Below are 24,671 nucleotides of genomic sequence, written 5' to 3'. Positions count from 1 at the left end.
GGCCGGGCCGATCCTGTCGGTGCCGCATCGCCCGCGAACGCCGTGCGCCAGCACCGGCGCGGCTTTGCGCGTCGCGTGGCCGCCCGTGGACCGCGCGCGCCGCGCACGCCACCGGGATAACACCCATCTAGCCGCGCGCCGGCCACATCGATATACCGTTGATGACACTGTCCACCTCACGCGCGATTCATGCACGAGGGGATTTTATTCGGACGGAAATGCGGCCAATATGTCGGTTCGATGGAGGTTCGTCGCAAGCGGCGGCGAGCCGGGCGCGCGATACCAATGCCAAGCGGGGAACAACGATGGTTGCTAGGTCACCTGAGGCAAACGGGCACACGGTGCCCGAGATGACGCATGTGTCCGTCACCGCGCCCGAGGATGGACGCAAGCTGTTCGTGATCATGCGTTCGCCCGACGAGCCGTTGCTTGCGCAACTGCGCGGGCTGGGCTGGGAAATCTCCGTCGCGAAGACCGCCGGCGCCGCGCAGAACATGACGTCCGGCGTGAGCGTTGCCGCCGGGCTGGTCGATTTCTCCGGGTTCACGTCGCGCGAGTATCCCGCGCTGAAGGCGTGCCTGAGCCAGCCGTCGATCGGCTGGATTTCCATCGCCCAGGCCGGTGTCACGATCGGCCCGGCCGTGCGCGAGCTGATCCGCAGCTACTGCTTCGACTACGTGACCCTTCCGTTGCCGTACGAGTGGATTTCGCACGTGCTCGGCCACGCGCGCGGGATGGCCGCGCTCGATCGCGTCGATGGCGCGGCCTACGCGGCGTCGATCGGCGAACACGGGATGATCGGCAACTGCGAGGCGATGCAGCAGCTGTTCAGCACGATCCGCAAGGTCGCGAAGACGGACGCGAGCGTGTTCATCTCGGGCGAGTCGGGCACCGGCAAGGAGCTGACGGCGCTCGCGATTCACGAGCGTTCCGGCCGCGGCAAGGGGCCGTTCATCGCGATCAATTGCGGCGCGATTCCGCATCACCTGCTGCAGTCGGAACTGTTCGGCTACGAGCGCGGCGCGTTCACCGGCGCGAACCAGCGGCGCGCGGGCCGGATCGAATCGGCGAACGGCGGCACGCTGTTTCTCGACGAAATCGGCGACATGCCGGTCGAAAGCCAGGCGAGCCTGCTGCGCTTCCTGCAGGAAGGGAAGATCGAGCGGCTCGGCGGGCAGGAATCGATTCCAGTCGACGTGCGGATCATCTCGGCCACCCACGTGGATCTCGACGGCGCGGTCGAGGCCGGGCGCTTTCGTGCCGACCTGTATCACCGCCTGTGCGTGCTGCGCATCCACGAGCCGCCGCTGCGCGCGCGCGGCAAGGACATCGACATCCTCGCGCACTACGTACTGCAGAAATACAAGGCCGATAGCGGCCGCAAGATCAGCGGCTTCACGTCGGCCGCGCTCGACGCGATGCGGCGCTACGAGTGGCCCGGCAACGTGCGCGAGCTGATCAACCGCGTGCGGCGCGCGATCGTGATGGCCGAGAGCCGGTTGCTGACGCCGCACGATCTCGGGCTCGATACGCCGGGCGAAACCGAACCCGTGACGCTCGAACAGGCGCGGGCGCTCGCCGAGCGCACCGCGATCGAGAATGCGCTGCTGCGCAACGATCACCGGATCAACAAGGCTGCCGCCGAACTCGGCATTTCGCGCGTGACGCTCTACCGGATGATGATCGAGCACGGGCTGAACGATCACGACAACAACGGCGGGAACGGCGACAACGGCGGGCACGACGGCGCGCCGTCCGGCGACGCGGGGCATCAGCGGGTCGGCTGAGCGGTGCACGTGCGACGCGTGAGCCGGTTCAGCGATAGGTCCAGAGCCGGTGCAGCACGAACGTGACGGGCGGTACGCACAGCACGACCGCGACGACGCTCCACGCGCGCGCCAGCCCGAGCGCCACGGCGCCGTGCGCAAGCAGCATCGTCACGACGAGGCCGACCATCGCGACGGCGAGAAAGCGCATGAAGTTGCCCCACGTCACGGGCGACGAAAAACTCCACAGCGTGTTGGCGAGATACGAGAACGCGGTCGAGCAGGCGAACGCGACCGCGTTCGCGGTCACGGGCGTCGCGTCGAACAGCGCGAACATCGCGGCCGCGATCAACGCATGCAGCGCGGTCGAACCGAGGCCCGACACACCAAAGCGAATCAGTCTGGCGCGTTCGGCGATATAGAGGGTACGGATCATCGGCGGGGCGATCGTTCGGGCGGTGGGGCGGCGTGTGTGGCGGTGTGTAGCGTCGTCGTGCGGCACGGCATCCGCCGGCCGGAGGCGCCGATGCGGACACGACGCGCGCCGGTTTCGCAGTATAGCCGTGCGCCCGGCCGGTCCGGCACCGGCGGATGGATGGCGCGGCAACCCGCGGCCCGCGTGCTGCCGGCGACATGTAAAGCGCGTGAAACATTTCGCGTCGGCGGCCATGCGAATTTTCGCGGCGAATCGGCGTGAACGGCCGGCCGTCCATCGGTAAAAATGCCGTGCTTCATTGTTCAGCCTTATCCGGCAAGCCAGGGCCGCCACGTGGCCCGCGCGTGCCGCGCGCCGCGTGTTTCAGTTTCGTAACTTCCCGCATTCGGTACCCGTTCCGGCCGCCACGCTGCCCGGCCGGCCCCTTGTCCGGACGGGCTCGCGCGAAGCTGGCCCGCTCCTTGCGAAAGTGGGCGTGCGAAAGTCGACGATGCACGGTCCGTCCGGTTCGGCAGCGAACCCTGTCAGTACCGGCCAGGACACGGTCCGCGGGGATGCGGCGGCGGAGCGCGGCGCAACAGCCGCGTTCCGGCGAGCACGGAGCGTCGTCGCCTGATCGTCGGGGCACCGGCCTGGTCCGGTTGCCGGAACAACCATCAGACTGACACGGGGTAGAAAAATGAGCGATCGCCACACGCCGCGGCCGGCAGGCCGCGATCGCAGTGATGCTGAGCATCGCCGGTCGCATGTCGCTCTCTCGGCCGGCCGGCATGCATCGACAGGCCATCTCTCCGCGCCCGGTGCGAGGCGGATCCGGCTGATTGCCGGTCATCCACGCCGGGTCGGTACTTTCCTGCACGCGAACCCGATTCGCAAGGGCATGTGCGCTCGGGCGCCGGTACCTCGACGCCCGGTCTTCGCCTATTGACCGAAGCCGCACGATATCCGTTCGCGCCGGGCATCGTCGCCGCGAACGATTGATCTGCAATCCGAATGAAGCGCGAGGGTCTTGCCGCGCGTGCGACGGATGATGCATTCGATGCGACGGCAAACGGCGTCATGCCGTTGCCGTCCGGTGGTGAGGGGAGGGGCGGTCGGACGCGCGCGACGGGAGTGGCGCCCGTACGCGCGCGACGCCGTTTCAGCCGCCGTAGATGTCGAAGTCGAAGTACTTCGACGCGAGCCGCTTGTAGGTGCCGTCCTTGACCATGTCGAGGATTGCGCCGTCGATCTTCGCCTTCAGGTCGGTGTCTTCCTTGCGCAGCCCGATGCCGGCGCCGATGCCGAGCACCTTCTCGTCGACGAGCTCCGGGCCGACGAACGTGTAGTTCGCGCCGCGCGACGATTTCAGGAACCCGATCGCGGCCTGTACTTCATCCTGCAGCGCCGCGTCGAGGCGGCCCGAGGTCAGGTCCGCGTACACGCCGTCCTGGTTCTGGTACGACACGACGTTCGCGCCTTGCTTGCCCCAGTACGCCTTTGCGTACGTTTCCTGCGTCGTGCCCTGCTCGACGCCGATCGATTTGCCCTTCAGCGATTCGGCCGTCGGCAGCAGCGGCGAGCCCTTCTTCACGACGAGCCGCGTCGGCTGGTTGTAGATCTTCGTCGTGAAGCCGATCTGCTGCGCACGCTGCGGCGTGATCGACATCGACGACAGCACCGCGTCGAACTTCTTCGCCTTCAGCGCCGGAATCATCCCGTCGAAATCGTTCTCGAGCCACACGCACTTCGCCTTCAGGCGCGCGCAGATCTCGTTGCCGAGGTCGATGTCGAAGCCGACGAGCTTGCCGTCGGGCGCCTTCGACTCGAACGGCGCGTAGCTGGCGTCGGTGCCGAAGCGGATGGTGGTCCAGTCCTTCGCGACGGCGGGGCCTGCGGATACCGCGAGCAGGGCGATCGAAACAGCGGCAATCAGTCTCTTCATGGTGCGTTCCTTGGCGGGGTGCTTCCGGTTCTGTGCGACACGGTTTCACGGACCCGAGCCGCATCTGCGCGCGGTGTCCGCACGGCCATTAACGCAGAAAATAAAATCAGAGTCCAGAATGGACAAAAAATATCGTTTTTGCCGGATGCGTGAATCGGTCGCCGGGTGCCGACCCTTGCAAAAATACGAAAATGGACTAATCTTGTTAGTAAATTCGTTTCGAGACTAACGATCATGTCACAGCCCGCCTACGAATCGCATTCCTCCCCGCCGCAGGCCTCGGTCGCGCAGATGTCGGCGGCCGGCCTGCGTGCGTTTTTCAACATCGCGCGCGACTGGGAACTGACGATCGACGAACAGATCGTGCTGCTCGGGTCGCCCGGCCGTTCGACGTTCTTCAAGTGGAAGGCCACGCCGGAATCGGCACGGCTGCCGCGCGATACGCTCGAGCGGCTATCGCTGCTGCTCGGCATCTACAAGGCGTTGCAGATCCTGCTGCCGCAGCCGGCCGCGGCCGATGCGTGGGTCAAGCGGCCCAACGACGCCGCGCCGTTCGGCGGCAAGCGCGCACTCGACCGGATGCTCGCCGGCAATGTCGGCGATCTGGTCGCCGTCCGCCAATATCTCGACGCGATGCGAGGTGGCTGGGCGTGACGATGCCGATCCAAGCACAACAATGGCCCACGACCGCGGTCGACTGGGCGCCTGCCTATCGCGTGATCCCCACCCGTTTTCCGGCAATCAACCTGTTCGACCGCGTTGCGTCGGCGGACGATTTCGACGCGCTTTACGCGCTCGAATCGCTGACCAACGACCGCATTCGCAACGAAGTCGGCACGCTCGACCTCGTCCCGCCCGCCGAACGTCGCTACGGGCAGGGCTGGGGGCCGATCATGGCCGCGTTCACGCACCTGAATCCGCAGGGCAGCCGTTTTTCCGACGGCAGCTACGGCGTGTTCTACTGCGCGCGCTCGCGCGATACGGCGATCGCCGAAACGCGTTATCACAGCGCGCTGTTCCTGGCGGCGACGAAGGAGCCGCCGATGCGCCAGCAGATGCGGCTCTATACGGTGATCGCGCAAGGCGACGTGGCTGACGTGCGCACGTGGCCGAAACGCGATCCGGCGTTGCTGCACCCGCTCGATTACAGCGCCGGGCAGGCGCTCGGCCGCGCGGTGCGCAATGCCGGCGGTGCGGGGATCGTCTATCCGTCGGTGCGCGACCCGCGCGGCGAGTGCCTGGCGGCGTTCCGCACCGCGCTGCTGCGCGATTGCCATCACGCGGCCTACCTCGAATACAACTGGAACGGCTCGGCCGTCGATGCGGTGTTCGAACTGAACCAGGTCGGCTAGCGTTCGCTCGCAGGCATCAGGGCATCAGGGCATCAGGGCAACGGCCAGTCGCCCGCGTGGCGTTCGCGCGCCTCGGCCTGCGTCATCGACCAGGTGCGCCCGGTGCGCGGCTCGACGAGCGTGAGCCGCCCGGCCGGTGCGAACGCACCCGTGTCGATGAACCACTGCGCGCCGATCCGCTGCGGTGCGCGCACCGGCGTGTGCCCGGTGCAAGTCAGCGACAGCCCGGCCTGCCGCGCCGGATCGGCGAGCCCCTGGACGAGATCGCGGCCCCAGATCAGCCGTTCGCGCACGTCGTGCGAATAGTTGCCCGTGTCGAGATCGGCGTCCGAGCCGAAGAATTCCGCATGCAGCACGTTGAAGCGCCCGGGGCCGTCGCCGATCACGCGCACCAGCGGCAGCGCGTCGACGCGCGCCGCGTGCGCGTGCAGCCGTTCCGCCGGCAGGTCGGCGCCCCAGTCGCCGCCGATTCCGCGCCACGCGTCGGGCGACAGCTTGCCGCGCGCCACGAGGCTCAGCACCTCCTCGTGATTGCCGCGCACGACGTGGCACCACGGGCGGTCGAGCAGATCGAGCGTGGTTTCGGATGCAGGGCCGCGGTCGACGAGGTCGCCGACCGAGAACAGGCGGTCGCGAGCCGGATCGAAGCGGGTGTCGTGCAACAGCGCGCGCAGCACATCCACGCAGCCGTGCAGGTCGCCGACGACGAAGTCACGGCCGGCCGTATTCGCGGGATGGTGGCAGAGGGGGGCGGTGGCAGTCATCCCATTATCTTAGGCGCTCGCGCCCATCGCCACGTCACGACGGAATGACGATAATCGGGGCGCTACCCACCGGTGCGGCGCGGCGGGGGTGTCCCGCGCGTCGGCCGAACCCTTTCCATCTGCTTTCGGAATCACACAATGACGTTTTATCCGCAGGTATTACGCAACCGGCCGCGCATGGTCGCGGCGTTCGTCGCGGGTGTGCTGTGCGCGGTGCTGCTGCCGTTTCCGCTGCGTCCGACCGTGCGTGCGCTGATCGGCTGGGATTGCGCGATCTGGCTGTATCTCGCGCTGATGTGGGTGCGCATGGTCACCGCGCACCATTCCAAGGTGCGTGAAATCGCGATCCGCGAGGATGAAAGCGCGACGACCGTGCTGACGGTCGTCTGCCTCGCGACGGTCGCGAGCGTGGCCGCGATCGCGATCGAACTGGCGACCGCCAAGGGCGTCGGGTTTCGCGCGGGGCTCGGCCATTACGCGGTGACGGGCGCGACGTTGTTCGGCGCATGGTTCCTGATCCCGACGATCTTCACGCTGCACTACGCGCGCCTCTATTACGGCTCGCCATCCAACGACCGCGCGCTGCGCTTTCCCGACCGCAATCCGGAACCCGACTACTGGGATTTCCTGTATTTCGCGTTCACGCTCGCGGTCGCGTCGCAGACGGCCGACGTGTCGCTGGCGAACCGCTCCGCGCGGCGCTCGGTACTCGCGCAGTCGATCCTGTCGTTCTACTTCAACATGGCCGTGCTCGGGCTGTCGATCAACGTGGCAGCCGGACTGCTGAGCTGACGCGGGCCTCGGTCGTGCGCCGCGTCATTTGAGCAGTTCGTACGGGCCGCCGCGCTCCAGCGCGCGCCGGTAGGCCGGCCTTGCGTGGATCGCGTCGAGAAAGCGCGCGATCGCGGGAAACCGGCCATCGCCGCCGCGCGCGGTCGCGGCCTCGAGCGGAAAGCTCATCTGGATGTCGGCCGCGCTGAAGCTGTCGCCGACGAACCAGCCGGTGCGCTGCAGCGCACCGTCGACATGACCGAGATGCAGCGCGATCTGCGGATCGACGAAGCCCGACTGCAGCGTGTCGGCGATCTTGCGCGCGATCGGCCGCGCGAAGAACGGCATCGGTGCGTGCGCGATCCGCAGCGCGACGAGCTTGAGCAGCAGCGGCGGCATCGCCGATCCTTCCGCGTAGTGCAGCCAGTACGTGTAGTCGTGCCGCTCCGGCGTGCCGGGCGGCGGCGCCAGGCGCCCGTTGCCGTAGCGTTCGACCAGGTATTCGATGATCGCGCCCGATTCGGCGTACGCGCGGCCCTCGTCGGTGACGACCGGCGACTTGCCGAGCGGATGGATCGCGCGCAACTCGGGCGGTGCGAGCATCGTCTTCGGGTCGCGCGCGTAGCGCACGATCTCGTACGGCACATCCAGTTCTTCGAGCAGCCAGAGCACGCGCTGCGAACGCGAGTTGTTCAGGTGATGGACGGTGAGCATGTCGACGCCGGAAGTGGGGGCGGGAACGACATCATACCCAGCGCGGGTGGCGCACAAGCGAAACGCGTCGCGCGACGTGGCGCGACGTGTCTGGCCGACCGCGTCTAGCCGACCGCGTCTGGCCGACCGCGTCTGGCCGACCGCGCCGATCCATCACGCGCGCCGGACGGCGATCCACGCGCCCCAGAACAGGCTCGCGAAAAAGCGCAGCGGCGCATCGAAGCCCGCGTCGTGCAGCAGGGCGAACACGGCTTCCTCGGACGCGGGCGGATCGGCGCCCTGCAGGATCTTCGCGAGTTGCGCGCGCACTGCGTCGGGCGTCGCGCCTTTCATGCGCCAGCGCTGCTGCCATGCGTCGAGCAGGCGAGGGTGGTCCGCGTAGCGGCGATGATTGCCGGCGAGCACGAGCGGCGCGCCGGGTTTCAGGCGCCGCGCGATCGCCTGCAGCAGCGCCGCCTTCGCTTCATCGCCCGGGACGTGATGCAGCACGCCGATCAGCGTCGCGCCGTCGAACGCGGGCGTGTCGGGCAACGCATCGACACCGTCCTCGACGAACGCCGTGCGCGCGCCGCAGCCCGCGGCCTCGACGTTCGAGCGCGCGAGCGCGAGCATCGGCCCGGACGGGTCGACGGCCGTGAACCGCCAGCCCGGCTCGAGCGCGGCCGCCACGCAGATTTCCTGCCCCGTGCCGCCCGCGCCCGCGACGAGGATCCGCGCGTCGGGTGTGGCGATTGTGGATGCGAGCATGCACGCGGTGAGTTCGTGGCAGGCATCGTAGCCGGCGAGTGCGATGCGGGATTGCTCGGCGTATTCGTGTGCGCGCGCCGGATCGAATTTGGCGGCACTGGCGGGAAGCGACATGGCGGGTTCCTCGGGTCGGGCGCGGACGGTATGTCCACGCGCATCGCGCAGAGCGTAAGCGTGCACGGCCGGTGCAACAAGGCGAGCAGGCATTCCGGTATGCGGGCTACCTGCCTCGCCGGCGCTTGCCGGACCGCGGGTTTTCCAGGGGTCGATTCGCATTTAATAATGTCCGGGGACGTTGCATCGTGATGGCGAATCCGGCGCATACTCGTTTCTCCCCCCGCCTGGCCGTCGCATGCCGGGCCCCGATGTGCCGCGCCGCTGGCGCGGCCATGCCGCTCGGTACGCACGAGGAGCGCATGATGTCCGATTGTCCGCACGACCCGTATGCGCAGCACTACATTCACTGCCTGCCGTTCGGCGCACAGCCCTGTGGCGCGCTCTGCGCGACGCCGCGCACGCATTTTCGCGTGTGGGCACCGGGCAGCACGCAGGTCCAGCTCGAACTCGATACCGGTTTCGGCCCGTTGCTCGTTCCGATGACGGCCGCCGGCACGAACTGGTTCGAAGTCTTTGCCGATTGCGGCGCGGGGGCACTTTACCGCTATCGCCTCGACGATACGGTATCGATTCCCGATCCCGCATCGCGCTCGCAACCCGAGGGGCTCGACGGCCCGAGCGAGGTCGTCGATCCGCGCGCGTTCACGTGGCGCAACACGTTCTGGCGCGGGCGCGCATGGGAAGACATCTCGCTCTATGCGATTCGCCCGCACGCGGTGGGAGGCTTCGGCGGCGTGCGCCGGCGCCTGCCGCAACTCGCGCGCCTCGGCGTGACCGCGCTGGAGCTGCTCGCGTCGCCGCACGACAGCCTGCCGTTTGCGCCGCTCGCGGCCGAAGGCGGCCCCGACGCGTTGAAAGCGCTGATCGACGATGCGCACGGCTACGGCCTCGCGGTGCTGCTGGAACTCGACTACGCGCGCTTCGGCAGCGGTACCGATGCGCTGCGCCACTACGCGGCGCCGTTCTTCCATACGCGCGACGATCCGCTGCAGGCGTCGCCGCTCGCGCTCGATCATCCGGAAGTCTGCGATTTCTTCTGCGACAACGCGCTGTACTGGATCGACGAGTACCGTTGCGACGGGCTGCGCCTGCGCGAAGCCGACCGGATCGGCGTGTCGTGGCTGCGCGAGATCGCGGACCGCGTGCGCGCGGCGGTGCCGGCCGACCGGCTCATCCATCTCGTACTCGGCAGCGAGCGGCATCCCGCGCATCTTGCCGATACCCATTTCGATGCGCAGTGGAACGGGTGCGGCGAACGCGCGCTGCACCGGCTGACGGGCCGCGACACGTCGGCTCATGAAGGCATTTCCGCGCACCAGTCGATCCACACGCTCGCCCGCGCGCTGACCGCGGCCGGGGCCGCATTCCAGCCGGCCGGGTCGGGCGAGGGCATGGCCGCCGACAGCGGGCTGTCGTTGACGTCGCTGGTGCTGTCCGATGGCGCGTGGCGTGACAGCGGGCAGGGCGACCACGGGCAGGAGGCCGGTCTGGCCGCGCTTGCGCTGTCGCTGCTCACGCCGCAGATCCCGTTGATCTTCGACGAAACCGCGCGCGACGCCGATCGCGCGCATTTCGTGCAGTCGGCGCTGGCGGTGCGCGCGAAGCTGATCGCGCCGAGGTTGTCCGATTGCCGGCCGCAGGATGCGCGTGCGCTGAAGTCGGACGGCGACGGCGATGCCGACGCGCTGCTTGCGTCATGGCGGCTCGCCGACGACGAGACGCTGACGATCGCGCTGAACCTGTCGCCCGAGGCGGTGCCGTTCGATGCGCCGAGAGGGCGGGTCGTGTTCGAGACGCCGGCGCGTGCGCGCGACCGGGTCGATGAAGGGGAGTTGCCGCCGTACTCGCTCGTCGCGTGGCTGACGGGTGACGTCAACCGGTATGCGCTCACGCACGATGCACGTCGCATCGACGACGGCGCGTGGCGCGGAATGCGCCCGAACCTGAACGCATGACGACGTGAGGCGGTAATGTCCGAACGGCCGGGCGCCTTTGCGCCCGGTTGCGTCGCCGGAAATCCCTGGACTACCAGAACCCGCGAATGCCCGCGATGCCGTGTGCGCCGTGGCGGCGTGCGTCGTCGAGGTGGGACCGTTTCATGCCGCCGAGCGCGAAGACGGGCATCGCGGCCTCGGCGGCCAGCGTGCCGAACTGCGTCCAGCCGAGCGTCGGTGCACCGGGATGGCTGAGCGTCGGCAATACGGGCGACAGCGTGACGAAATCGGCGCCGGCGCGCGCGGCCAGCAGCAGGTCGTCGCGCGTGTGGCAGGCCGCGGACACCCATCTTCCGGCCGGTAACGGCCGCTGCGCGGCGGCGCGCAACGCGCGGCCGTCGAGATGCCAGCCGGCGCCGTCGAGCCGCATCACGCCGGCTGCATCGATCGGGCCGTTCAGCATCAGGTGTGCGCCGGCCGCGCCGCAGCGCGCGAGCGCCGCGGCGGCGAGCCGCGCGAACGCGGCTGCGTCGAGCGATTTCACGCGCAGTTGCACGAGCGTCTCGCCGCGCGCGAGCACGGCCGACAGCCGGTCGAGAAACGCCGCGCAATCGGCGGCCGACGCGGACGCCGGCTCGGGCGTGATCACGCAGCAGCGCGGCAGCGTCGCGTTCATCGCGTGCGGCGGCGGCAACCACGCGCGGCCGTCATTCGTCGGCCTCTTTCGCGATCTTCGGGTAGACGCGCACGAGCACGATGCGCGGCCCGTTCATCTTCTTCACGACGACGTCGAAGCGGTCGAACGACACGCGCTGCCCTTCGGTCGGCAGGTCGCTGAGCGCCTGGATCACGAGGCCGCCGACCGATTCCGCGCGGCCTTCGTCGATGTCGATGCCGAGCGCCTGTTCGAGCGACACGACGGGCAGGCTGCCCTTGCCCATCAGCGTGCCGTCGTCGAGGCGGCTCCAGTCGGCGTCGCCCTGGCGGAACTCGTCGTGGATCTGGCCGACCAGCGCGCCGAGCAGGTTGTCGAGCGTCAGGAAGCCGATCGGCTTCTCGCCCTTGTTGCCGACCAGCGCGAAGTGCGGTGCGCCCTTGCGGAAACGGCGGAACAGGTCGAGGGCCGGCGTGTCGGGTTTCACGTACTGCACGGGGCGCACGTAGTCGGACAGGTCTTCGAGCGCGGCGCCCGCGTGACGCGCGAGCAGCAGGTCCTTCAGGTGGATCAGCCCGCTCACCTGTTCGCGCGACGCATCCTCGAACAGCGGATAGCGGCTGAAGCGGTGCCGCGCGACGATCTCCATGTTGTCGGGCAGCGGCAGGTCGCGGCGCAGGCCGATCATTTCATGGGCCGGCCGCATCAGGTCCGACACGGTCATCGACGAAAAATCGAGCGAATGCGCGAGCGTGTTCCACTCGTCGTTGCTGTACGTGCCGCGCGCCGGTTGCGCGGAGTTGCCGGCCGTGCTGCGGCGGCTGCGCAGGATCAGCTTCAATTCGTCGGTCGAGTAGTGCGCGTCGCCGCCATGGTCGGCCGACAGCCCGGCGAGCCGCAGCACCGCGTTGGCGCTGTTGTTGAGCACCCAGATTGCCGGGTACATCGCCCAGTAGAACGCATAGAGCGGCAGCGCGACCCACAGGCCGACCTTCTCCGACTGGCGGATCGCCATCGACTTCGGCGCGAGTTCGCCGACGACGATGTGCAGGAACGAGATCAGCGAGAACGCGAACACCAGCGAGATCAGGTGCACGACGCGCTCCGACTGCACGCCGATCAGGTCGAGCAGCGGGGTGAGCAGTTGCGCGAACGCCGGTTCGCCGACCCAGCCGAGGCCGAGCGACGCGAGCGTGATGCCGAGCTGGCACGCGGAAAGATACGCGTCGAGCCGGCCGTGCACGATGCCGAGGATGCGGCCGCGCAGGCCGTGCTTGCGGGCCAGTGTCTTGACGCGCGTGGCACGCAGTTTGACCAGGCCGAATTCGGCCGCGACGAAGAACCCGTTCAGGGCCACCAGGAACAACGCGCCGATGAGCGCGAAGATCTGTAACAAAGAATCACTCCGGTTATGACAGGCCCGTCAGTATAGAGCCAGAAAGGAATTCGTAATGTATCGGGCGGCCGCTGGCTTACACCGGCGCCTCGCCGGGGACGGAGAACGTGACGGTGGCGGTTGCGCCATCGGCGAACGCGTCGTGCGAGAACGTGCCGCCGTGTGCGAGCGCGACGCGCTGGCAGAGCGCAAGCGCCCACGCGACCCGTTTCGCGTCGCGCTCGCGCAGCAGCTCGCGTCGTGCGAACGATTCGAACGCGTGCGGCTGCGCGGGATCGGCGAGCGTGTCGGCGTTGACGGTGCATGTGGCGCGCGCGGTGAACTGCACGCCGTCGCGCGCGCACGCGAACGTCACGCGGCCGCCGGCGGCGCTGGCTTCGACCGCGACCGTCAGCATCGTCCAGAGCGCCTGCGCGATGCGTTCGCGGTCGGCGGTCAGCGACGGTTCGCCGTCCGGCAGCGTCGCGTCGAGCGTGACCTGTCGTGCGTCGGCGAGCGCGAAACGGACGAGCGCGAGCGTGTCGTCGAGCAGCGCGCGCAGCGCGAACGGCTGCGGCGCGAGTGCGAGCGTGCGCGTTTCCGCGCGCGGCGCATCGAGCACGTCGTCGATCAGCGCGACCTGCTGGTCGATCCCGGTGCGGATGCCCGCGAGCGCGCGCTGCAGGTTCGGATCGGCGTTGGCGAGCTGGCGCTCGAGCACGTATGCCCAGCTATGCATGGCATTCAGCGGGCTGCGCAGGTCGTGCGACGCGGTGGAGAGCGCCTGGTCGCGCAGGAACAGCGCCGCCTGGGTGGCGTAGTGCGCTGCGCGTTCGCGCAGCAGGTCGGCGGCGGGATCGACGGAAGTGGACGTCACGGAGCGGGCCTGTCGGAAGCGGTTGGCGTGGTTGTCACGCGAACCGCCATTATAGGGACGGTGCGTGTCACGCCGGCAGTGCGTCCTCGTCCTTTTTCCGGGCGTCGCCGTTCGGCAGCAACTGGCACGCGAGCAGGCCGGCCAGCATCAGCGCGCAGCCGACGAGCGCGCGCAGCGTCAGCGTTTCGCCGAGCGCGGCCCAGCCGGCGAGCGCCGCGAACACGCCTTCCATGCTGAAGATCACGGCTGCGTGCGCGGGCGCGGCGTCGCGTTGCGCGACGACCTGCAGCGTATAGCCGACGCCCACCGACAACAGGCCGCCGTACAGCAGCGTCGGCAGTGCGCCGCGCAGCATGGCGCCGCTGACCGGCTCGACGGCGAGGCCGACCGCGAGACACGCCACGCCGCATACGAGGAATTGCAGGAACGCGAGCACGAGCGGATCGTGGCGCCGGGCGAAATGGCCGACGGCCATCACGTGCGCGGCGATGATCACGGCGCCGGCGAGCTGGAACCAGTCGCCGTACAGCACCGAGAAGTGCTCGTCGATACTGAGGAAATACAGGCCGATCGCCGCGAGCAGCGCGCCGAACCACGTGCCCGTGCCGATCCGGTGACGGGCGAACACACCCATCAGCGGCACGATCACGACGTACAGCGAGCTGATGAACCCCGCGTTGGCGATGCGCGTGTACTGCAGGCCGATCTGCTGCAGCGATATCGATACCGCCAGCAGCCCGCCGAGCGCGAGGCCGGGCAGCAGCAGCGCCGGCGCACGGCGGATCGCCGCGAGCTGCGCGCGCGACGCCGTGTTCAGCGTCAGCAGCGGCACCAGCACCAGCGCGCCGAGCAGGAAGCGCAGCCCCGTGAACAGGAACGGCCCGATCACGTCGAGGCTCAGGCGTTGCGCGACGAAAGCCGAACCCCAGATCGCGGCGGCGGCGAGCATCAGCAGGTTGGCACGGAGGTGCTTGCGGGCTTCGGGCTTCATTGGAATTCTTCTGGAGATTGCGGGCGGCGGAGCCCGTCAGTTTACGCCGAGATTGCAAGGCTGTCGGCAAACCTGCGCAGCGCGGCGGCGGCGCGTGGGTCGCGCACGCGCGAGTACAGCACGACCTGCGACAGCGGCAGCGGCGGCAGCCCGAATTTCGCGCCGACGTCGACCAGCGTGCGCGGCGCGACACGCCGTGCGAGCGGGCAGACGGCAAGCCCCGCGGCAGCGGCGGCCGTGACCGCCGCGACACCGCCTCCCGTAAAGCGTTCTCGCCACGGCCGCCCCGCGTGATCGAGGGCGCGCAGCGCGGCCGCACGCACGCCGCACGGGCCGGCCAGCACCGCGAGCGGCAGCGGCTCGCCCGCACGCGGTGCCCAGTCCGGTGCGGCGAGCCAGGCGAGCGGCTCGGAAAACAGCAAGGTGCCGTCTTCGCGCGGCGGGTCTTCGCCCGGCTCGTGCCGCACGATCACCGCGTCGAACCGGCGTTCGTCGTATTGCGCGAGCAGGTTCGTCGACGTTCCGAGATGCATTTCGAGCGACAGCCCCGGGTCCTGTCGATGCAGGCTCGTGAGCACGGCCGGCAGGTCGGGCACGGCGACATGCTCGCTGACGCCGAGCGCGAGCCGGTGCGTGCCGGCCGAGATCGCGCCGAGCGCGTGGTCGTGCGCGTCGAGCAGCGCGCGGGCGGCCGGCAGGAAATTCTCGCCGTCGGCGGCCAGCTTGACCACACGCGGCGTGCGCGCGAGCAGCGGCTTGCCGAGGTGCGCTTCCAGCCGTTTCAGCTTCAGGCTCACGGCCGACTGCGTGGTGCCGAGCGCATCGGCGGCGCGCGTGAAGCTGGCGAGATCGGCGACCAGCACGAACGCGCGTACGGCATCGAGGTCGAGGACTTTCATTTTCGATGTAAATGGATGAAATATTCATCAATGACTGTTCATTATAGTTCGGTGCACCTAACCTGACGCTGTGTTTCCGTTCGTCAACGTCAACGTCAACTTCACCGACAGGAGCAGGACCATGCCATTCACCCGTATCGCAGTCCGCGAAGGCAAACCGGCCGCGTACCGCGCGGCGCTCGTCGACGGCGTGCATCGCGCGCTGATGCACACGTTCAACGTGCCCGAGGACGACATCTTCATGGTCGTCACCGAGCATGCGGCCGAGAACTTCGTGTACGGCCGCCACTACCTCGACATCGAACGCAGCGACGATCTCGTGATGATCCAGATCACCGCGAACAACACACGCACGCTCGAGCAGAAGCGCGCGCTGTACCGGGCGATCACGGACAACCTCGCGCAGCAGCCCGGCGTGCGGCAGCAGGACGTATTCATCAGTCTCGTCGAGGTGCTGAAGGAGAACTGGTCGTTCGGCAACGGCCTCGCGCAGTACGCCGTTTGACCTGCGACAGGGCGACAGGGCCAGATCGTTGCCCGCGCGTTTTTGCGGCGTGTACTATGGAAGCAGCTTCACGGACGACGCCGGCGCGATCGGAAGACCGCCGGCGCTTCTTCATGTGCAGGAGCCTCCATGTCGCGTGTGCTGGAAATCGTGTTGTCGCTGTCGCTGGAAGGGTGGCCGGCCAAGGCCGCAGGTCGCGCTCGCGGCGCGCAGCGTGATTTCGGCGCCGAACTCGTGCGCGCGTGGCGGATCTGCCCGCAGGTCCGGATGCGTCGCGGCCATGAGCGCGTGACGATCGAGCCGTGCCAGATCGAGGAGGCCGAGCCGAGCCCCGGCGCAAGCTGGTGGACGTGGGTCGAGTCGAATGCGCATGGCAGGCGGGTCGTTGCGTCGCGCACGAAGGTGTTTGCGCCGGGGGTCACGGCGCGCGAACTGTTCGACGCGGAGCATGCGGGCATCGTCGTCGCGATGCCGTTGCCCGTACCCGAGGCGGCAGGCGCCGCGACGGGCGAAGTCGACGGCGTCGCACCGGATACGACCGGGCGCCCGGAGGCCGGCATGGAGCCGGAATCGTCGGCATTGCGCCTCGTCAGCGAGCGGCGGCGCGGGCGGTGGGCCGACGACAGCGGCGTCGTGGTCGAGATGACGCTCGATGACGTCACGTTGCATCGCGGCGACGAGCCGCCGCGCCGCTACGTCGAACTGCGTCTTGCCGCGCCGGACTGGGAAACCCTGGCCGCGCGCACGGCCGCGCTGCACGCGTTGTTTGCCGCGGCGCGCGAACTGAGCGGCGCGTGGCCCGCATTCGTCCAGCTGACGAGCGTGATCGATCGCGCGTGTGCGGCCGAGCCGGCCGCCAGCGGGCCCGTCAAGGCGCAGCCCGTCGAACTGACCGGCGTGCGCACGCAGCGCGCCGCGCTGTTCGCGTTGTCAGGCGACATCACCGCGCAATGGCTGGGCAACGAGGGCGGCGTGCTCGAGTACGACGATCCCGAATTCGTGCACCAGATGCGGGTCGCGCTGCGCCGCCTCCGTACGTTGATGCGCTTCTTCCCGCGCTTTGCCGACCGCCAGTGGCGGGACACGCTCGGCGTGGACATGCACTGGCTTGCCGCGCTGCTCGGCACGGTGCGCGACTGGGACGTGTTCGCGACCGAAAGCCTGCCCGCGCTGATCGCAGCCGACGGCGGCGACGGCGAATGGAACGGCACGCTCGACGCCGCGCGCGCGCAGTGTGTCGCGGCACGGGGCGAGCTGCGGCAGGCGCTGCATTCGGCCCGCTACGCGCGGCTGACGCTCGGCTGGCTCGAATGGCTGGGCTCGCTTGCGCTGCCGCACGCCGAAGACGACGCCCCCTCGCTGCGGCGCCACGCGACGAAGCGCGTGCGGCGGCTGTTCGGCCATCTGTACGCGTCGCCATCGCTCACGTCGCTCGATACGGCTGCGCGCCATCGGGTGCGGATCGATGCGAAGCGGTTGCGCTATGCGCTCGAGTTCTTCGCGTCGCTGGCGTCGCGCCGCACGCGCACGGAGACGGTCAAGACGCTCGCGCGCGTGCAGAGCGTGCTCGGCGAAGCCAACGACGCGATAGTCGCGCTGCGCCACCTCGAGAAACTGGCGGCGCCGCCGTACCAGCTCGGTTTCGTGCGCGGCTACGGCGCGGCGCTCGAGCAGCGCGCGGCGCGCGACGCCGAGACGCTGCTTGCCAGCCTGCGGCCGCCGAAGCTCGACGGCAAGCCGGGTTGAGCGGCACGCGCCGACTATAATGGCCGCCTGATTCCGGCCCGATTCCGGTTCCGGTCGAATTCCCGCACGTATCCCGATGACCGACGCACCGCATTCTTCCCCGTCCGCCGAACCGCTCGAACTGGGCGGCGAGCTGTGGCTGCGCGCCGGCGAGCAGACGCTCGGCGGCGCCACGCGCATCGCGCTGCTCGCGGCGATCGGCGACACCGGGTCGATCACGCGCGCGGCGAAGGCCGTCGGCCTCAGCTACAAGGCCGCGTGGGATGCCGTCGACACGATGAACAATCTCGCGGGCGAACCGCTCGTCGCGCGTTCGACGGGCGGCAAGGGCGGCGGCGGCACGACGCTGACGCCGCGCGCGACGTCGCTGATCGCCGCGTTCCGCACGATCGAGCGCGAGCATCGCCGGTTCATCGAGGCCGCGAGCGCGGCCGTGGCCGGGTTCGACGTCGACTGGGCGCTGATCGGCCGGATCGGGATGAAGACCAGCGCGCGCAACCAGTTGTTCGGCAAGGTCGCGGCAATCGTGCGCGGCACCGTCAACGACGAGGTCACGCTCACGCTGCCCGGCGGACAGCCGGTCGTTGCCGTGCTGACGCACGAGAGCGCCGATGCGCTCGGCCTGCAGGTTGGCGCGGATGCCTGCGCGCTCGTGAAGGCGTCCTGGGTCGTGCTCGCGGCCGACGACGGCGAGCACGCGTTGAAGGTGTCCGCGCGGAACCAGCTGCGCGGCCAGGTGGAAACCGTCGCAGCGGGCGCGGTGAACAGCGAGGTGACCCTGGCGCTCGACGGCGGCGGGACGCTGACGGCCGTCGTGACCAACGACAGCGTCGATGCGCTGCAGCTCGGTGCCGGCCGGCGCGCGATCGCGCTGTTCAAGGCGTCGAGCGTGATTCTTGCGGTGACGGGCTGAGCGGCGGCGCACCGGCGCGCTTCGGCCGCTGTGTGACGGACGGAGCGAAGCCGGCGTCGCCGCTGTATCGGTACGGCGCCGGCTTCGTTTCCGCTTTCCGCTTGTGCCGCTGCTGGCGGCTTCTCTCAGGCTCCAACGTGCTTGCCACGACGGCCACGACCACGGCCTCGCGCGCTCAGGCGACGCGCGTCGGCCACTCGGCGTGCGGCGTCGCCGCCTGCACGCGTCCTTCGCTCAACTGCACGACCTGGTCGCCGAACGCGGCGACGTCGTCGGGATCGTGCGAGATCAGCACCATCGGGATATCGAGCCGCGCCTGCAGCTCGGCGAGCTCGTGACGCATGCGCTGGCGCATTGCGCCGTCCAGTGCCGCGAACGGTTCGTCGAGCAGCAGGATTCGCGGCTGCGCGACCAGTGCGCGCGCGAGTGCGACGCGCTGTTTCTGCCCGCCGGACAGCTGCGACGGATACTGCCCTGCGAGCGCCTCGAGATCGAACGCCTGCAGCCAGTACGCGACTTCCGGCGGCACTGCTTTCGCGCGCGGGTTGCGCAACCCCGGCGTGAGCCCGAACGCGATGTTCTGGCGCACGTTCAGATGCGGAAACAGCGCGTAGTCCTGGAACAGGTACGCGACGCGGCGTTCGCGGGTCGGCACGTCGATGCGGCGCGCGGCGTCGAACAGCGGTTCGCCGTTCAGCACGATCGTGCCTTCGTCGGGCGACAACAGGCCGGCGATCGCCTGCAGCGTCATGCTCTTGCCCGCGCCGGACGGCCCGAACAGCACGACGCGCTGCGTCGTCGCGGTGAACGACATGTCGAGCGTGAAGCGGCGCTCGGCATTCGCGTAGGTCTTGCGGATGTCGACGACGAGGCTCATGCGGGCCTCCGCAGAAGCCGGCCGGCCACGCACGACGATGGGCGAGGCAGGCGCGTCATGTCAGCTGGCTCCGCCGGGCACGCGACGGCACGAGCCAGCCGGTCGCGAGCAGTACGAGCACGCAGGTGATCGACGTCACCAGCACGAGGAAGTTGGCCGTGCTGTCGTCGCCGGCCTGCACGGCCGCGTAGATCGCGACCGACAGCGTCTGCGTGCGGCCGGGCAGGTTGCCCGCGATCATCAGCGTCGCGCCGAACTCGCCGAGCGCGCGCGCGAACGCGAGCAGCGCGCCCGCGAGAATGCCGCGCGTGGCGAGCGGCAGCGTCACGCGGAAGAACACCGCCGCTTCGCCGAGCCCGAGCGTGCGCGCGGCGCGTTCGAGATGCGGATCGACGCCTTCGAACGCCGCCCGCGCCGATTTCAGGATCAACGGAAACGCGACGACCATCGATGCGATCACCGCGCCTTGCCACGTGAAGACGAGCTCGATGCCGAGCCTGTCGAGCCACGCGCCGAACACGCCGCGTCGGCCGAGCAGCACGAGCAGGTAATACCCGAGCACCGTCGGCGGCAGCACGAGCGGCAGCGTCAGCACGGAATCGACGACGTCGCGCAGCGGCGAGCGCCAGCGCGCGAGCATGAACGCGGCCGCGACGCCGAGCACGATGTCGAGCGCGGTCGCCCAGCCGGCAACCTTCAGCGACAGCAGCAGCGGGACCCAGGCGTCTTGCATCGCGTTACGCTCACTTGCCCGCGGGCTTGAAGCCGAACGTCGACAGCACGGCCTGGCCTTGCGGCGACGCGACGAAGTCGATGAACGACTGCGCCTGCGTGGCGTGGCGGCTGTCCTTGACCACGGCGATCGGGTAGGTGATGGCGGTCTTGGTCGGCACCGTCAGGGCGATCTTCACGCGGCCCGGCATGATTGCCGCGTCGGTGCCGAACACGAAGCCTGCGTCGACTTCGCCGCGTGCGACGTAATCGAGGCTCTGGCGCACGTTCGCGGCCAGTACGCCCTTCGCGCTGACGGCGTCCCACACACCGGCCGCGCGCAGCGCGCCTTCGGTGTAGCGGCCGACCGGCACCGACGCCGGGTCGCCGTACGCGATGCGCTTCACGCCGGGCGCGGTCAGGTCGTTCAGCGACGTCGGCGCGGCCGCGTGGCTGTCCGCCGGCACGATCAGCACGAGCGAGTTCGCCGCGAAATCGCGACGCGTGCCGGGCACGATCACCTTTTCGTCGGCTGCACGATCCATCGCCTTCTGGTCGGCCGACGCGAACACGTCGGCCGGCGCGCCCTTGGCGATCTGCTGCATCAACACGTCCGACGCGCCGAAGTTGAACAGCACCTTGGTATCCGGATGCTGCTTCTCGTACGCATCGCCGACGGCCTTGAACGCGTTCGTCAGGCTGGCGGCGGCCGACACGACGAGTTCACCGGCGGCGGAAGCGGGCGCGCTGAACGCGACCCCGGCGGCCAACGTGGCGATCGGCAGCAGGCGAAGCAGGGTGCGGCGAAGCGGACGGACGGTTGAGCGCATGGCGAGTTCGTTTGAATGGGTGGAAACCGTAATCGTAATATAGGGCGGGTTATAACGCTCGACATACCGCACATGCGACGGCGCGCATGTAATGGTCAGACCTGAAAAGGAGAGCCGGCCGGGCGGCCGGTCACGTGCGGAGCGTCTGCGACGACGACTGGGTGCGCTGCAGCGACGACGGCTGCGATGCGGGGCGGTAGTTCGGGTTGGCCTTCCAGCGCGCGCGGACGAACGGGCGCTCGTGGCCCGACAGCTGCAGCGCCACCTTGGTGACCCAGCGATGCGACGGCACCGTGATGCCGTGCAGCGCCACGGTGACGAGCGCGAGGCTCGCGACGACCGCGGGCACCGACCAGCGGTGCGGCACCGCGCGCCACGAACCCGCGATGAACGCGAGCGCGGCGATCGCGCCGACGATGCAGCCGGTGATCGATTCGGATGGCGAATGCGCGTCGAGCGCGACGCGCGACACGCCGACCGCGACGCCGGCCGCGAGCCCGAGCGCGATGCCGGCGAGCCGCACCGGCGTGCGCGTGCGGATCAGCGCCAGGAAAATCGCGACCGGATAAACCGACGTCGACAGCATCGCATGGCCGCTGAACCCGGTGAAATCCCACTTGCGGATGCCGATGCCCCAGCCGAGGAACGCGATCTTCGTCAGCGCGACCACGCCGATCGCGGCCGCGAGCACGCCGAGCCACGCGGCCGCGCGCTGCCACGAGTAGCCGAGCGCGAGCCAGACGGCGATCGTGATCGCGAGCGGCAAGGTCAGGCCGGCGCCGCCGAACGCGGTGATCATGATCCACAGGTGAGACGACAGGTCGAACATCGGGAAGGGGACGAACGAAGGCGGGGAAGATGCTTAAATCAACGCGCGAGCCGGAAAGAACGACTACAACGGATACAAGCGGCGAAGCCCCAGTATAGCGCCGCGTGCGCCCGAGCCCCGTTTTTTGCGCGGCCGGGAAATAGCCGCGTGCAGGAAAAATCCCGGAAACAATGTTATGGTGCATTGCACAAAGTCGAACGCCGCATCCGCTGTGGTGCCCCTATTTTTCCTGACTGCGAGCCCGATCGATGACCAAAAGTCTGACCAAGGTGTGGCTGGGCGGCATGAAACGCATGCTGTCTCCGGCCGCCAAACGCGCGGCGCGCGATGCGCAGCGCATCACACGCGACGCACTCGAGGCAGCGGCGTCTTCCGTCGTATCCGATCCGTCCCCGCCGCGCGAATCGCGTGTGCGCCCGCGCGCGGCCGCATGGGCGGCAGGTGAATGGACGCGTGGCGAACATCCGATGGCACCCGCGCTCGGGCGCCTCGTCCAGCATCTCGCTTACGGCCTCTATGTGCCGCCCGGCCGCCGGCGCGGCGCGATGCCGCTCGTCGTGATGCTGCACGGCTGCCAGCAGTCCGTCGACGAATTCGCGCAAGGCACGCGGATGAACCTGCTGGCCGACAAGCATGGTTTCGCGGTGCTGTATCCGGAGCAGTCGCTGCGCGCGCACGCACATGGCTGCTGGCACTGGTATGAAGATACCGACCGCGCGGGCCGCGGCGAGGCGAACGCGGTGGCGTCGCTCGTCGATGCGCTCGTCGACGAACACGGTTTCGACGCATCGCGTGTTTATGTCGCGGGGCTGTCGGCGGGCGCGGGCCTCGCGTCGCTTCTTGCACTGCATCATCCCGACCGCTTCGCGGCGGTGGCGCTGCACTCGGGCCCCGCGCTCGGCGAGGCGAATTCCGGCATCACCGCGATGGACGTGATGCGGCGCGGCGTGCGTCAGAACCCGGCTGCGGCCGTCGATGCGCTGGTCGATGTGGCCGCGTTTCCGGGCATGCCCGCGCTGATCGTCCAGGGCGACGGCGACCAAGTGGTCGCCCCGAAGAATGCCGACCAGCTGACGGTTCAGTTCATGCGCTTGAACGGGCTTGCCGACAGCCGCGGCGCACTGCGCGGCGGCGAGCGGGTCGAGACGCGCGCCGCGGGCGCGCAGATCACCGATGTCTGCCGCGACGGCGAGCCTGTCGTGCGGCTCTGTCATGTGAAAGGGCTCGATCATGCGTGGGCCGGCGGCGATGAAGCCGTGCCGTTTCATGCGGCGGTCGGCCCCGATGCGAGCGCGATGATCTGGGCCTTTTTCGAGGCACAGCGGCGCACTGTGGCGACCGAACGACGCATCGTCTGATCGACGCTGGCCAAGAACTAGGGTTTTCCCTATAATTCGGGAAAACCCTAGTCAAAGAACCCTTGGATTGCGAGATCGACCATGTACCTGCTGAGCCACCTCTTCCTGATGCTGACCAAGAACGCTGAAACGGCCCGTAAAGAGCGCGCCGAGGCGTACCTGTCCGAAGCCACCGATATCTATGATCTCGAATTCCGCATGCGCAAGATCGATCGCGAATCGGCGATGAACCGCCCGTATTCGTTCGGCGCGCGCTAAGCAGCGCAGGGCGGGCCGGCCGGCCGGTCCGCCATTCCGGCGAGTCACGCAGCAGAAAAGGGCGCGTGCGGCTACATGCCGCACGCGCCCTTTTTGCATGCGTGGCGTTGCGTCGCGTCAGACGACCGTTAGGCGCACCGGTACGTTGTTGCGCGTCGCGTTCGAATACGGGCACACGTGGTGCGCCTTTTCGACCAGCGCTTGCGCGTCGGCCTTGTCGAGCCCCGGCAGCGACACGCGCAGCTCGATGTCGAGCCCGAAGCCGCCTGCGTCGTTCGGCCCGATGCCCACTTCCGCCGTGACCTGCGTGTCCGTCGGCAGCGCCTTCTTGTCCTGGCCGGCGACGAATTTCATCGCGCTCAGGAAACAGGCCGAGTAACCTGCGGCAAACAGCTGCTCCGGATTCGTGCCTTCCGCGCCCGTGCCGCCGAGTTCGCGCGGCGCGGCCAGCTTCACTTCCAGCTTGTTGTCGGCGGATACCGCGCGGCCGTCGCGGCCGCCCGTGCTCGTGGCGCTGGTCTTGTACAGAATGTTCATCGTGCAGCTCCTGTCGGGAAAGGGGAGGAAAAGCGGCCCGGTCGAACGGGGTGTCGCCGGCCACGAGGAAAATATAGAACACAAATCATTAGTGTGCAAATGAATTTTTGAAGAAAAGGGCCCGGCAGTGCCGGGCCGGTTCGCCGATGCTTGGCCGTCAGCGTTCGTTGGCGGCCGACAGCGCGTCGCGCAACTGGTGGAGATCGGCGCGCAGCCTGACCAGGAACTCGGGCGACTGCTGCATCGCGCAGAACAGATCGGCGGGTACCGAGCGCGCGCGCTCCTTCAGTGCGCGGCCTTCCGCTGTCACGCGCACGTTCACGACGCGTTCGTCGGCCGCGCTGCGCACGCGCTCGACGTAGCCGAGCGCCTCCAGCCGTTTCAGCAGTGGCGTGACCGTGGCCGGGTCGAGGTCCAGCCGCGCGGCGATGTCCTTCACGGCGATGTCGTCGCGCTCCCACAGCACGAGCATCGCGAGATATTGGGGATAGGTCAGCGACAGCTTGTCGAGCAGCGGCTTGTACGCCTTCGTCATCGCGTGCGAAGTCGAGTACAGGGCGAAGCAGAGTTGCTCGTCGAGCGTCTGGGGCAGCGGGGGCGGGCGGTCCATCATTCGGGCGGCGCGTCGAACGCGCGAACAATTTGTACGCAAATCATTTTGCGCGCAAAAGATCGGGATGAACAGGGGGCGGCCGGCGCGGGGTGATGGCCGACGGAGGCGGGGGAACGTGGGAGGCGCCGGGCGGCAACCCGGCGCGAGCACGGCGGGCCGGCGACACGCGCCG

26 protein-coding genes are annotated in these 24,671 nt (G+C 68.9%); 10 read left to right on the top strand and 16 right to left on the bottom strand.

Translation table 11 applies throughout. The annotated features are described in order from the left end of the window. The first annotated feature begins 305 nt into the window (after nt 1–305). A complete protein-coding gene (locus L810_RS00215; RefSeq protein WP_042972653.1) occupies nt 306–1,787 on the top strand; it encodes a sigma-54 dependent transcriptional regulator in 1,482 nt (493 codons plus the stop codon). Between the two features lie 28 nt (nt 1,788–1,815). Here L810_RS00215 and L810_RS00210 read toward each other — a convergent pair whose 3' ends face one another. Next, nucleotides 1,816–2,202, bottom strand: coding sequence for a GtrA family protein (locus L810_RS00210; protein WP_021156312.1), 387 nt, complete (start codon nt 2,200–2,202; stop codon nt 1,816–1,818). Nucleotides 2,203–3,343: 1,141 nt separating this feature from the next. Continuing rightward, nucleotides 3,344–4,126: an ABC transporter substrate-binding protein gene (locus L810_RS00205; protein WP_021156310.1), complete on the bottom strand. Its 783-nt coding sequence runs from the start codon at nt 4,124–4,126 to the stop codon at nt 3,344–3,346. 234 nt (nt 4,127–4,360) lie between these two features. Between L810_RS00205 and L810_RS00200 the strand changes: the two genes are divergently transcribed. Beyond that, on the top strand, nt 4,361–4,780 hold the full coding sequence (locus L810_RS00200) for an MbcA/ParS/Xre antitoxin family protein (RefSeq protein ID WP_042972651.1): 420 nt from the start codon (nt 4,361–4,363) through the stop codon (nt 4,778–4,780). A 2-nt stretch (nt 4,781–4,782) separates the two neighbouring features. Further along, entirely contained in the window at nt 4,783–5,478 is a 696-nt protein-coding gene (locus tag L810_RS00195; RefSeq protein WP_042972650.1) for an RES family NAD+ phosphorylase, read from the top strand. Nucleotides 5,479–5,510: 32 nt separating this feature from the next. On the opposite strand, the gene L810_RS00190 is transcribed toward L810_RS00195, so the two are convergent. Beyond that, entirely contained in the window at nt 5,511–6,242 is a 732-nt protein-coding gene (locus tag L810_RS00190; protein WP_042972649.1) for a metallophosphoesterase, read from the bottom strand. A 138-nt stretch (nt 6,243–6,380) separates the two neighbouring features. Here L810_RS00190 and L810_RS00185 point away from each other — a divergent pair, with 138 nt between their 5' ends. Further along, nucleotides 6,381–7,034, top strand: coding sequence for a DUF1345 domain-containing protein (locus L810_RS00185; RefSeq protein ID WP_021156306.1), 654 nt, complete (start codon nt 6,381–6,383; stop codon nt 7,032–7,034). A gap of 24 nt (nt 7,035–7,058) precedes the next feature. Here L810_RS00185 and L810_RS00180 read toward each other — a convergent pair whose 3' ends face one another. After that, nucleotides 7,059–7,727: a glutathione S-transferase gene (locus L810_RS00180; RefSeq protein WP_021156305.1), complete on the bottom strand. Its 669-nt coding sequence runs from the start codon at nt 7,725–7,727 to the stop codon at nt 7,059–7,061. Between the two features lie 153 nt (nt 7,728–7,880). After that, entirely contained in the window at nt 7,881–8,588 is a 708-nt protein-coding gene (locus L810_RS00175; protein ID WP_021156304.1) for a class I SAM-dependent methyltransferase, read from the bottom strand. A 305-nt stretch (nt 8,589–8,893) separates the two neighbouring features. On the opposite strand from L810_RS00175, the gene L810_RS00170 reads away from it, so the two are divergent. After that, nucleotides 8,894–10,546, top strand: coding sequence for a DUF3459 domain-containing protein (locus L810_RS00170; RefSeq protein ID WP_042972659.1), 1,653 nt, complete (start codon nt 8,894–8,896; stop codon nt 10,544–10,546). Nucleotides 10,547–10,616: 70 nt separating this feature from the next. Here L810_RS00170 and L810_RS00165 read toward each other — a convergent pair whose 3' ends face one another. The 5 genes from L810_RS00165 to L810_RS00145 all read right to left on the bottom strand — a co-directional run bounded on the left by L810_RS00165 (nt 10,617) and on the right by L810_RS00145 (nt 15,322). After that, the gene (locus tag L810_RS00165) at nt 10,617–11,201 is read right to left on the bottom strand and encodes a thiamine phosphate synthase (protein ID WP_042972657.1); all 585 of its coding nucleotides are present in this window, start codon (nt 11,199–11,201) and stop codon (nt 10,617–10,619) included. 31 nt (nt 11,202–11,232) lie between these two features. Beyond that, on the bottom strand, nt 11,233–12,576 hold the full coding sequence (locus L810_RS00160) for a hemolysin family protein (RefSeq protein ID WP_021156301.1): 1,344 nt from the start codon (nt 12,574–12,576) through the stop codon (nt 11,233–11,235). Between the two features lie 76 nt (nt 12,577–12,652). Further along, nucleotides 12,653–13,432 (bottom strand): sensor histidine kinase, encoded by a 780-nt coding sequence (locus tag L810_RS00155; RefSeq protein WP_021156300.1) that lies wholly within the window; start codon nt 13,430–13,432, stop codon nt 12,653–12,655. 67 nt (nt 13,433–13,499) lie between these two features. After that, complete coding sequence (locus L810_RS00150; RefSeq protein WP_021156299.1) at nt 13,500–14,423, bottom strand: DMT family transporter; 924 nt, start codon at nt 14,421–14,423, stop codon at nt 13,500–13,502. A gap of 41 nt (nt 14,424–14,464) precedes the next feature. Further along, the gene (locus L810_RS00145) at nt 14,465–15,322 is read right to left on the bottom strand and encodes a LysR family transcriptional regulator (RefSeq protein ID WP_021156298.1); all 858 of its coding nucleotides are present in this window, start codon (nt 15,320–15,322) and stop codon (nt 14,465–14,467) included. 121 nt (nt 15,323–15,443) lie between these two features. Between L810_RS00145 and L810_RS00140 the strand changes: the two genes are divergently transcribed. From L810_RS00140 to L810_RS00130, 3 genes are all read left to right on the top strand, one after another. Continuing rightward, complete coding sequence (locus tag L810_RS00140; protein ID WP_042972656.1) at nt 15,444–15,827, top strand: tautomerase family protein; 384 nt, start codon at nt 15,444–15,446, stop codon at nt 15,825–15,827. A 129-nt stretch (nt 15,828–15,956) separates the two neighbouring features. Next, complete coding sequence (locus L810_RS00135; RefSeq protein ID WP_021156296.1) at nt 15,957–17,573, top strand: CHAD domain-containing protein; 1,617 nt, start codon at nt 15,957–15,959, stop codon at nt 17,571–17,573. A gap of 76 nt (nt 17,574–17,649) precedes the next feature. Then, nucleotides 17,650–18,486, top strand: coding sequence for a TOBE domain-containing protein (locus L810_RS00130; RefSeq protein ID WP_021156295.1), 837 nt, complete (start codon nt 17,650–17,652; stop codon nt 18,484–18,486). A gap of 175 nt (nt 18,487–18,661) precedes the next feature. On the opposite strand, the gene L810_RS00125 is transcribed toward L810_RS00130, so the two are convergent. The 4 genes from L810_RS00125 to L810_RS00110 form a co-directional block, all read right to left on the bottom strand. Further along, on the bottom strand, nt 18,662–19,363 hold the full coding sequence (locus L810_RS00125; RefSeq protein WP_021156294.1) for a sulfate/molybdate ABC transporter ATP-binding protein: 702 nt from the start codon (nt 19,361–19,363) through the stop codon (nt 18,662–18,664). A gap of 55 nt (nt 19,364–19,418) precedes the next feature. Next, entirely contained in the window at nt 19,419–20,096 is a 678-nt protein-coding gene (gene modB / locus L810_RS00120) for a molybdate ABC transporter permease subunit (RefSeq protein ID WP_021156293.1), read from the bottom strand. A gap of 10 nt (nt 20,097–20,106) precedes the next feature. After that, nucleotides 20,107–20,904, bottom strand: coding sequence for a molybdate ABC transporter substrate-binding protein (modA, locus tag L810_RS00115; protein WP_021156292.1), 798 nt, complete (start codon nt 20,902–20,904; stop codon nt 20,107–20,109). A gap of 130 nt (nt 20,905–21,034) precedes the next feature. Beyond that, the gene (locus tag L810_RS00110) at nt 21,035–21,733 is read right to left on the bottom strand and encodes a phosphatase PAP2 family protein (protein WP_021156291.1); all 699 of its coding nucleotides are present in this window, start codon (nt 21,731–21,733) and stop codon (nt 21,035–21,037) included. A gap of 248 nt (nt 21,734–21,981) precedes the next feature. On the opposite strand from L810_RS00110, the gene L810_RS00105 reads away from it, so the two are divergent. Both L810_RS00105 and L810_RS44430 read left to right on the top strand, forming a co-directional pair. Next, nucleotides 21,982–23,091: an extracellular catalytic domain type 1 short-chain-length polyhydroxyalkanoate depolymerase gene (locus L810_RS00105; protein WP_021156290.1), complete on the top strand. Its 1,110-nt coding sequence runs from the start codon at nt 21,982–21,984 to the stop codon at nt 23,089–23,091. Nucleotides 23,092–23,172: 81 nt separating this feature from the next. After that, nucleotides 23,173–23,349, top strand: coding sequence for a DUF3563 family protein (locus L810_RS44430; RefSeq protein WP_021156289.1), 177 nt, complete (start codon nt 23,173–23,175; stop codon nt 23,347–23,349). A gap of 117 nt (nt 23,350–23,466) precedes the next feature. On the opposite strand, the gene L810_RS00100 is transcribed toward L810_RS44430, so the two are convergent. Both L810_RS00100 and L810_RS00095 read right to left on the bottom strand, forming a co-directional pair. Beyond that, the gene (locus L810_RS00100; protein ID WP_021156288.1) at nt 23,467–23,886 is read right to left on the bottom strand and encodes an organic hydroperoxide resistance protein; all 420 of its coding nucleotides are present in this window, start codon (nt 23,884–23,886) and stop codon (nt 23,467–23,469) included. Between the two features lie 157 nt (nt 23,887–24,043). Then, nucleotides 24,044–24,496, bottom strand: a complete 453-nt coding sequence (locus tag L810_RS00095; RefSeq protein WP_042972655.1) for a MarR family winged helix-turn-helix transcriptional regulator — start codon at nt 24,494–24,496, stop codon at nt 24,044–24,046. Nucleotides 24,497–24,671 lie beyond the last annotated feature (175 nt).

It is taken from the genome of Burkholderia sp. AU4i, from assembly GCF_000466765.1.
GTDB classification, from domain to species: Bacteria; Pseudomonadota; Gammaproteobacteria; order Burkholderiales; family Burkholderiaceae; genus Burkholderia; species Burkholderia cepacia.
Note: the sequence above shows the minus strand (reverse complement) of the source record. Positions and strands in the feature narration are given on the sequence as shown.

Excerpts from the sequence above, each read along its gene's own strand:
- L810_RS00145 (WP_021156298.1), bottom strand. The coding sequence starts at position 15,322 with ATGAAAGTCCTCGACCTCGATGCCGTACGCGCGTTCGTGCTGGTCGCC.
- L810_RS00125 (WP_021156294.1), bottom strand. The coding sequence starts at position 19,363 with ATGAGCCTCGTCGTCGACATCCGCAAGACCTACGCGAATGCCGAGCGC.
- L810_RS44430 (WP_021156289.1), top strand. The coding sequence starts at position 23,173 with ATGTACCTGCTGAGCCACCTCTTCCTGATGCTGACCAAGAACGCTGAA.
- L810_RS00210 (WP_021156312.1), bottom strand. The coding sequence starts at position 2,202 with ATGATCCGTACCCTCTATATCGCCGAACGCGCCAGACTGATTCGCTTT.
- L810_RS00165 (WP_042972657.1), bottom strand. The coding sequence starts at position 11,201 with ATGAACGCGACGCTGCCGCGCTGCTGCGTGATCACGCCCGAGCCGGCG.
- L810_RS00195 (WP_042972650.1), top strand. The coding sequence starts at position 4,783 with ATGCCGATCCAAGCACAACAATGGCCCACGACCGCGGTCGACTGGGCG.
- L810_RS00140 (WP_042972656.1), top strand. The coding sequence starts at position 15,444 with ATGCCATTCACCCGTATCGCAGTCCGCGAAGGCAAACCGGCCGCGTAC.
- L810_RS00200 (WP_042972651.1), top strand. The coding sequence starts at position 4,361 with ATGTCACAGCCCGCCTACGAATCGCATTCCTCCCCGCCGCAGGCCTCG.
- L810_RS00185 (WP_021156306.1), top strand. The coding sequence starts at position 6,381 with ATGACGTTTTATCCGCAGGTATTACGCAACCGGCCGCGCATGGTCGCG.
- L810_RS00130 (WP_021156295.1), top strand. The coding sequence starts at position 17,650 with ATGACCGACGCACCGCATTCTTCCCCGTCCGCCGAACCGCTCGAACTG.
- L810_RS00105 (WP_021156290.1), top strand. The coding sequence starts at position 21,982 with ATGACCAAAAGTCTGACCAAGGTGTGGCTGGGCGGCATGAAACGCATG.
- L810_RS00110 (WP_021156291.1), bottom strand. The coding sequence starts at position 21,733 with ATGTTCGACCTGTCGTCTCACCTGTGGATCATGATCACCGCGTTCGGC.
- L810_RS00135 (WP_021156296.1), top strand. The coding sequence starts at position 15,957 with ATGTCGCGTGTGCTGGAAATCGTGTTGTCGCTGTCGCTGGAAGGGTGG.
- L810_RS00100 (WP_021156288.1), bottom strand. The coding sequence starts at position 23,886 with ATGAACATTCTGTACAAGACCAGCGCCACGAGCACGGGCGGCCGCGAC.
- L810_RS00175 (WP_021156304.1), bottom strand. The coding sequence starts at position 8,588 with ATGTCGCTTCCCGCCAGTGCCGCCAAATTCGATCCGGCGCGCGCACAC.
- modA (WP_021156292.1), bottom strand. The coding sequence starts at position 20,904 with ATGCGCTCAACCGTCCGTCCGCTTCGCCGCACCCTGCTTCGCCTGCTG.
- L810_RS00190 (WP_042972649.1), bottom strand. The coding sequence starts at position 6,242 with ATGACTGCCACCGCCCCCCTCTGCCACCATCCCGCGAATACGGCCGGC.
- L810_RS00180 (WP_021156305.1), bottom strand. The coding sequence starts at position 7,727 with ATGCTCACCGTCCATCACCTGAACAACTCGCGTTCGCAGCGCGTGCTC.
- L810_RS00205 (WP_021156310.1), bottom strand. The coding sequence starts at position 4,126 with ATGAAGAGACTGATTGCCGCTGTTTCGATCGCCCTGCTCGCGGTATCC.
- L810_RS00150 (WP_021156299.1), bottom strand. The coding sequence starts at position 14,423 with ATGAAGCCCGAAGCCCGCAAGCACCTCCGTGCCAACCTGCTGATGCTC.
- modB (WP_021156293.1), bottom strand. The coding sequence starts at position 20,096 with ATGCAAGACGCCTGGGTCCCGCTGCTGCTGTCGCTGAAGGTTGCCGGC.
- L810_RS00215 (WP_042972653.1), top strand. The coding sequence starts at position 306 with ATGGTTGCTAGGTCACCTGAGGCAAACGGGCACACGGTGCCCGAGATG.
- L810_RS00095 (WP_042972655.1), bottom strand. The coding sequence starts at position 24,496 with ATGGACCGCCCGCCCCCGCTGCCCCAGACGCTCGACGAGCAACTCTGC.
- L810_RS00170 (WP_042972659.1), top strand. The coding sequence starts at position 8,894 with ATGTCCGATTGTCCGCACGACCCGTATGCGCAGCACTACATTCACTGC.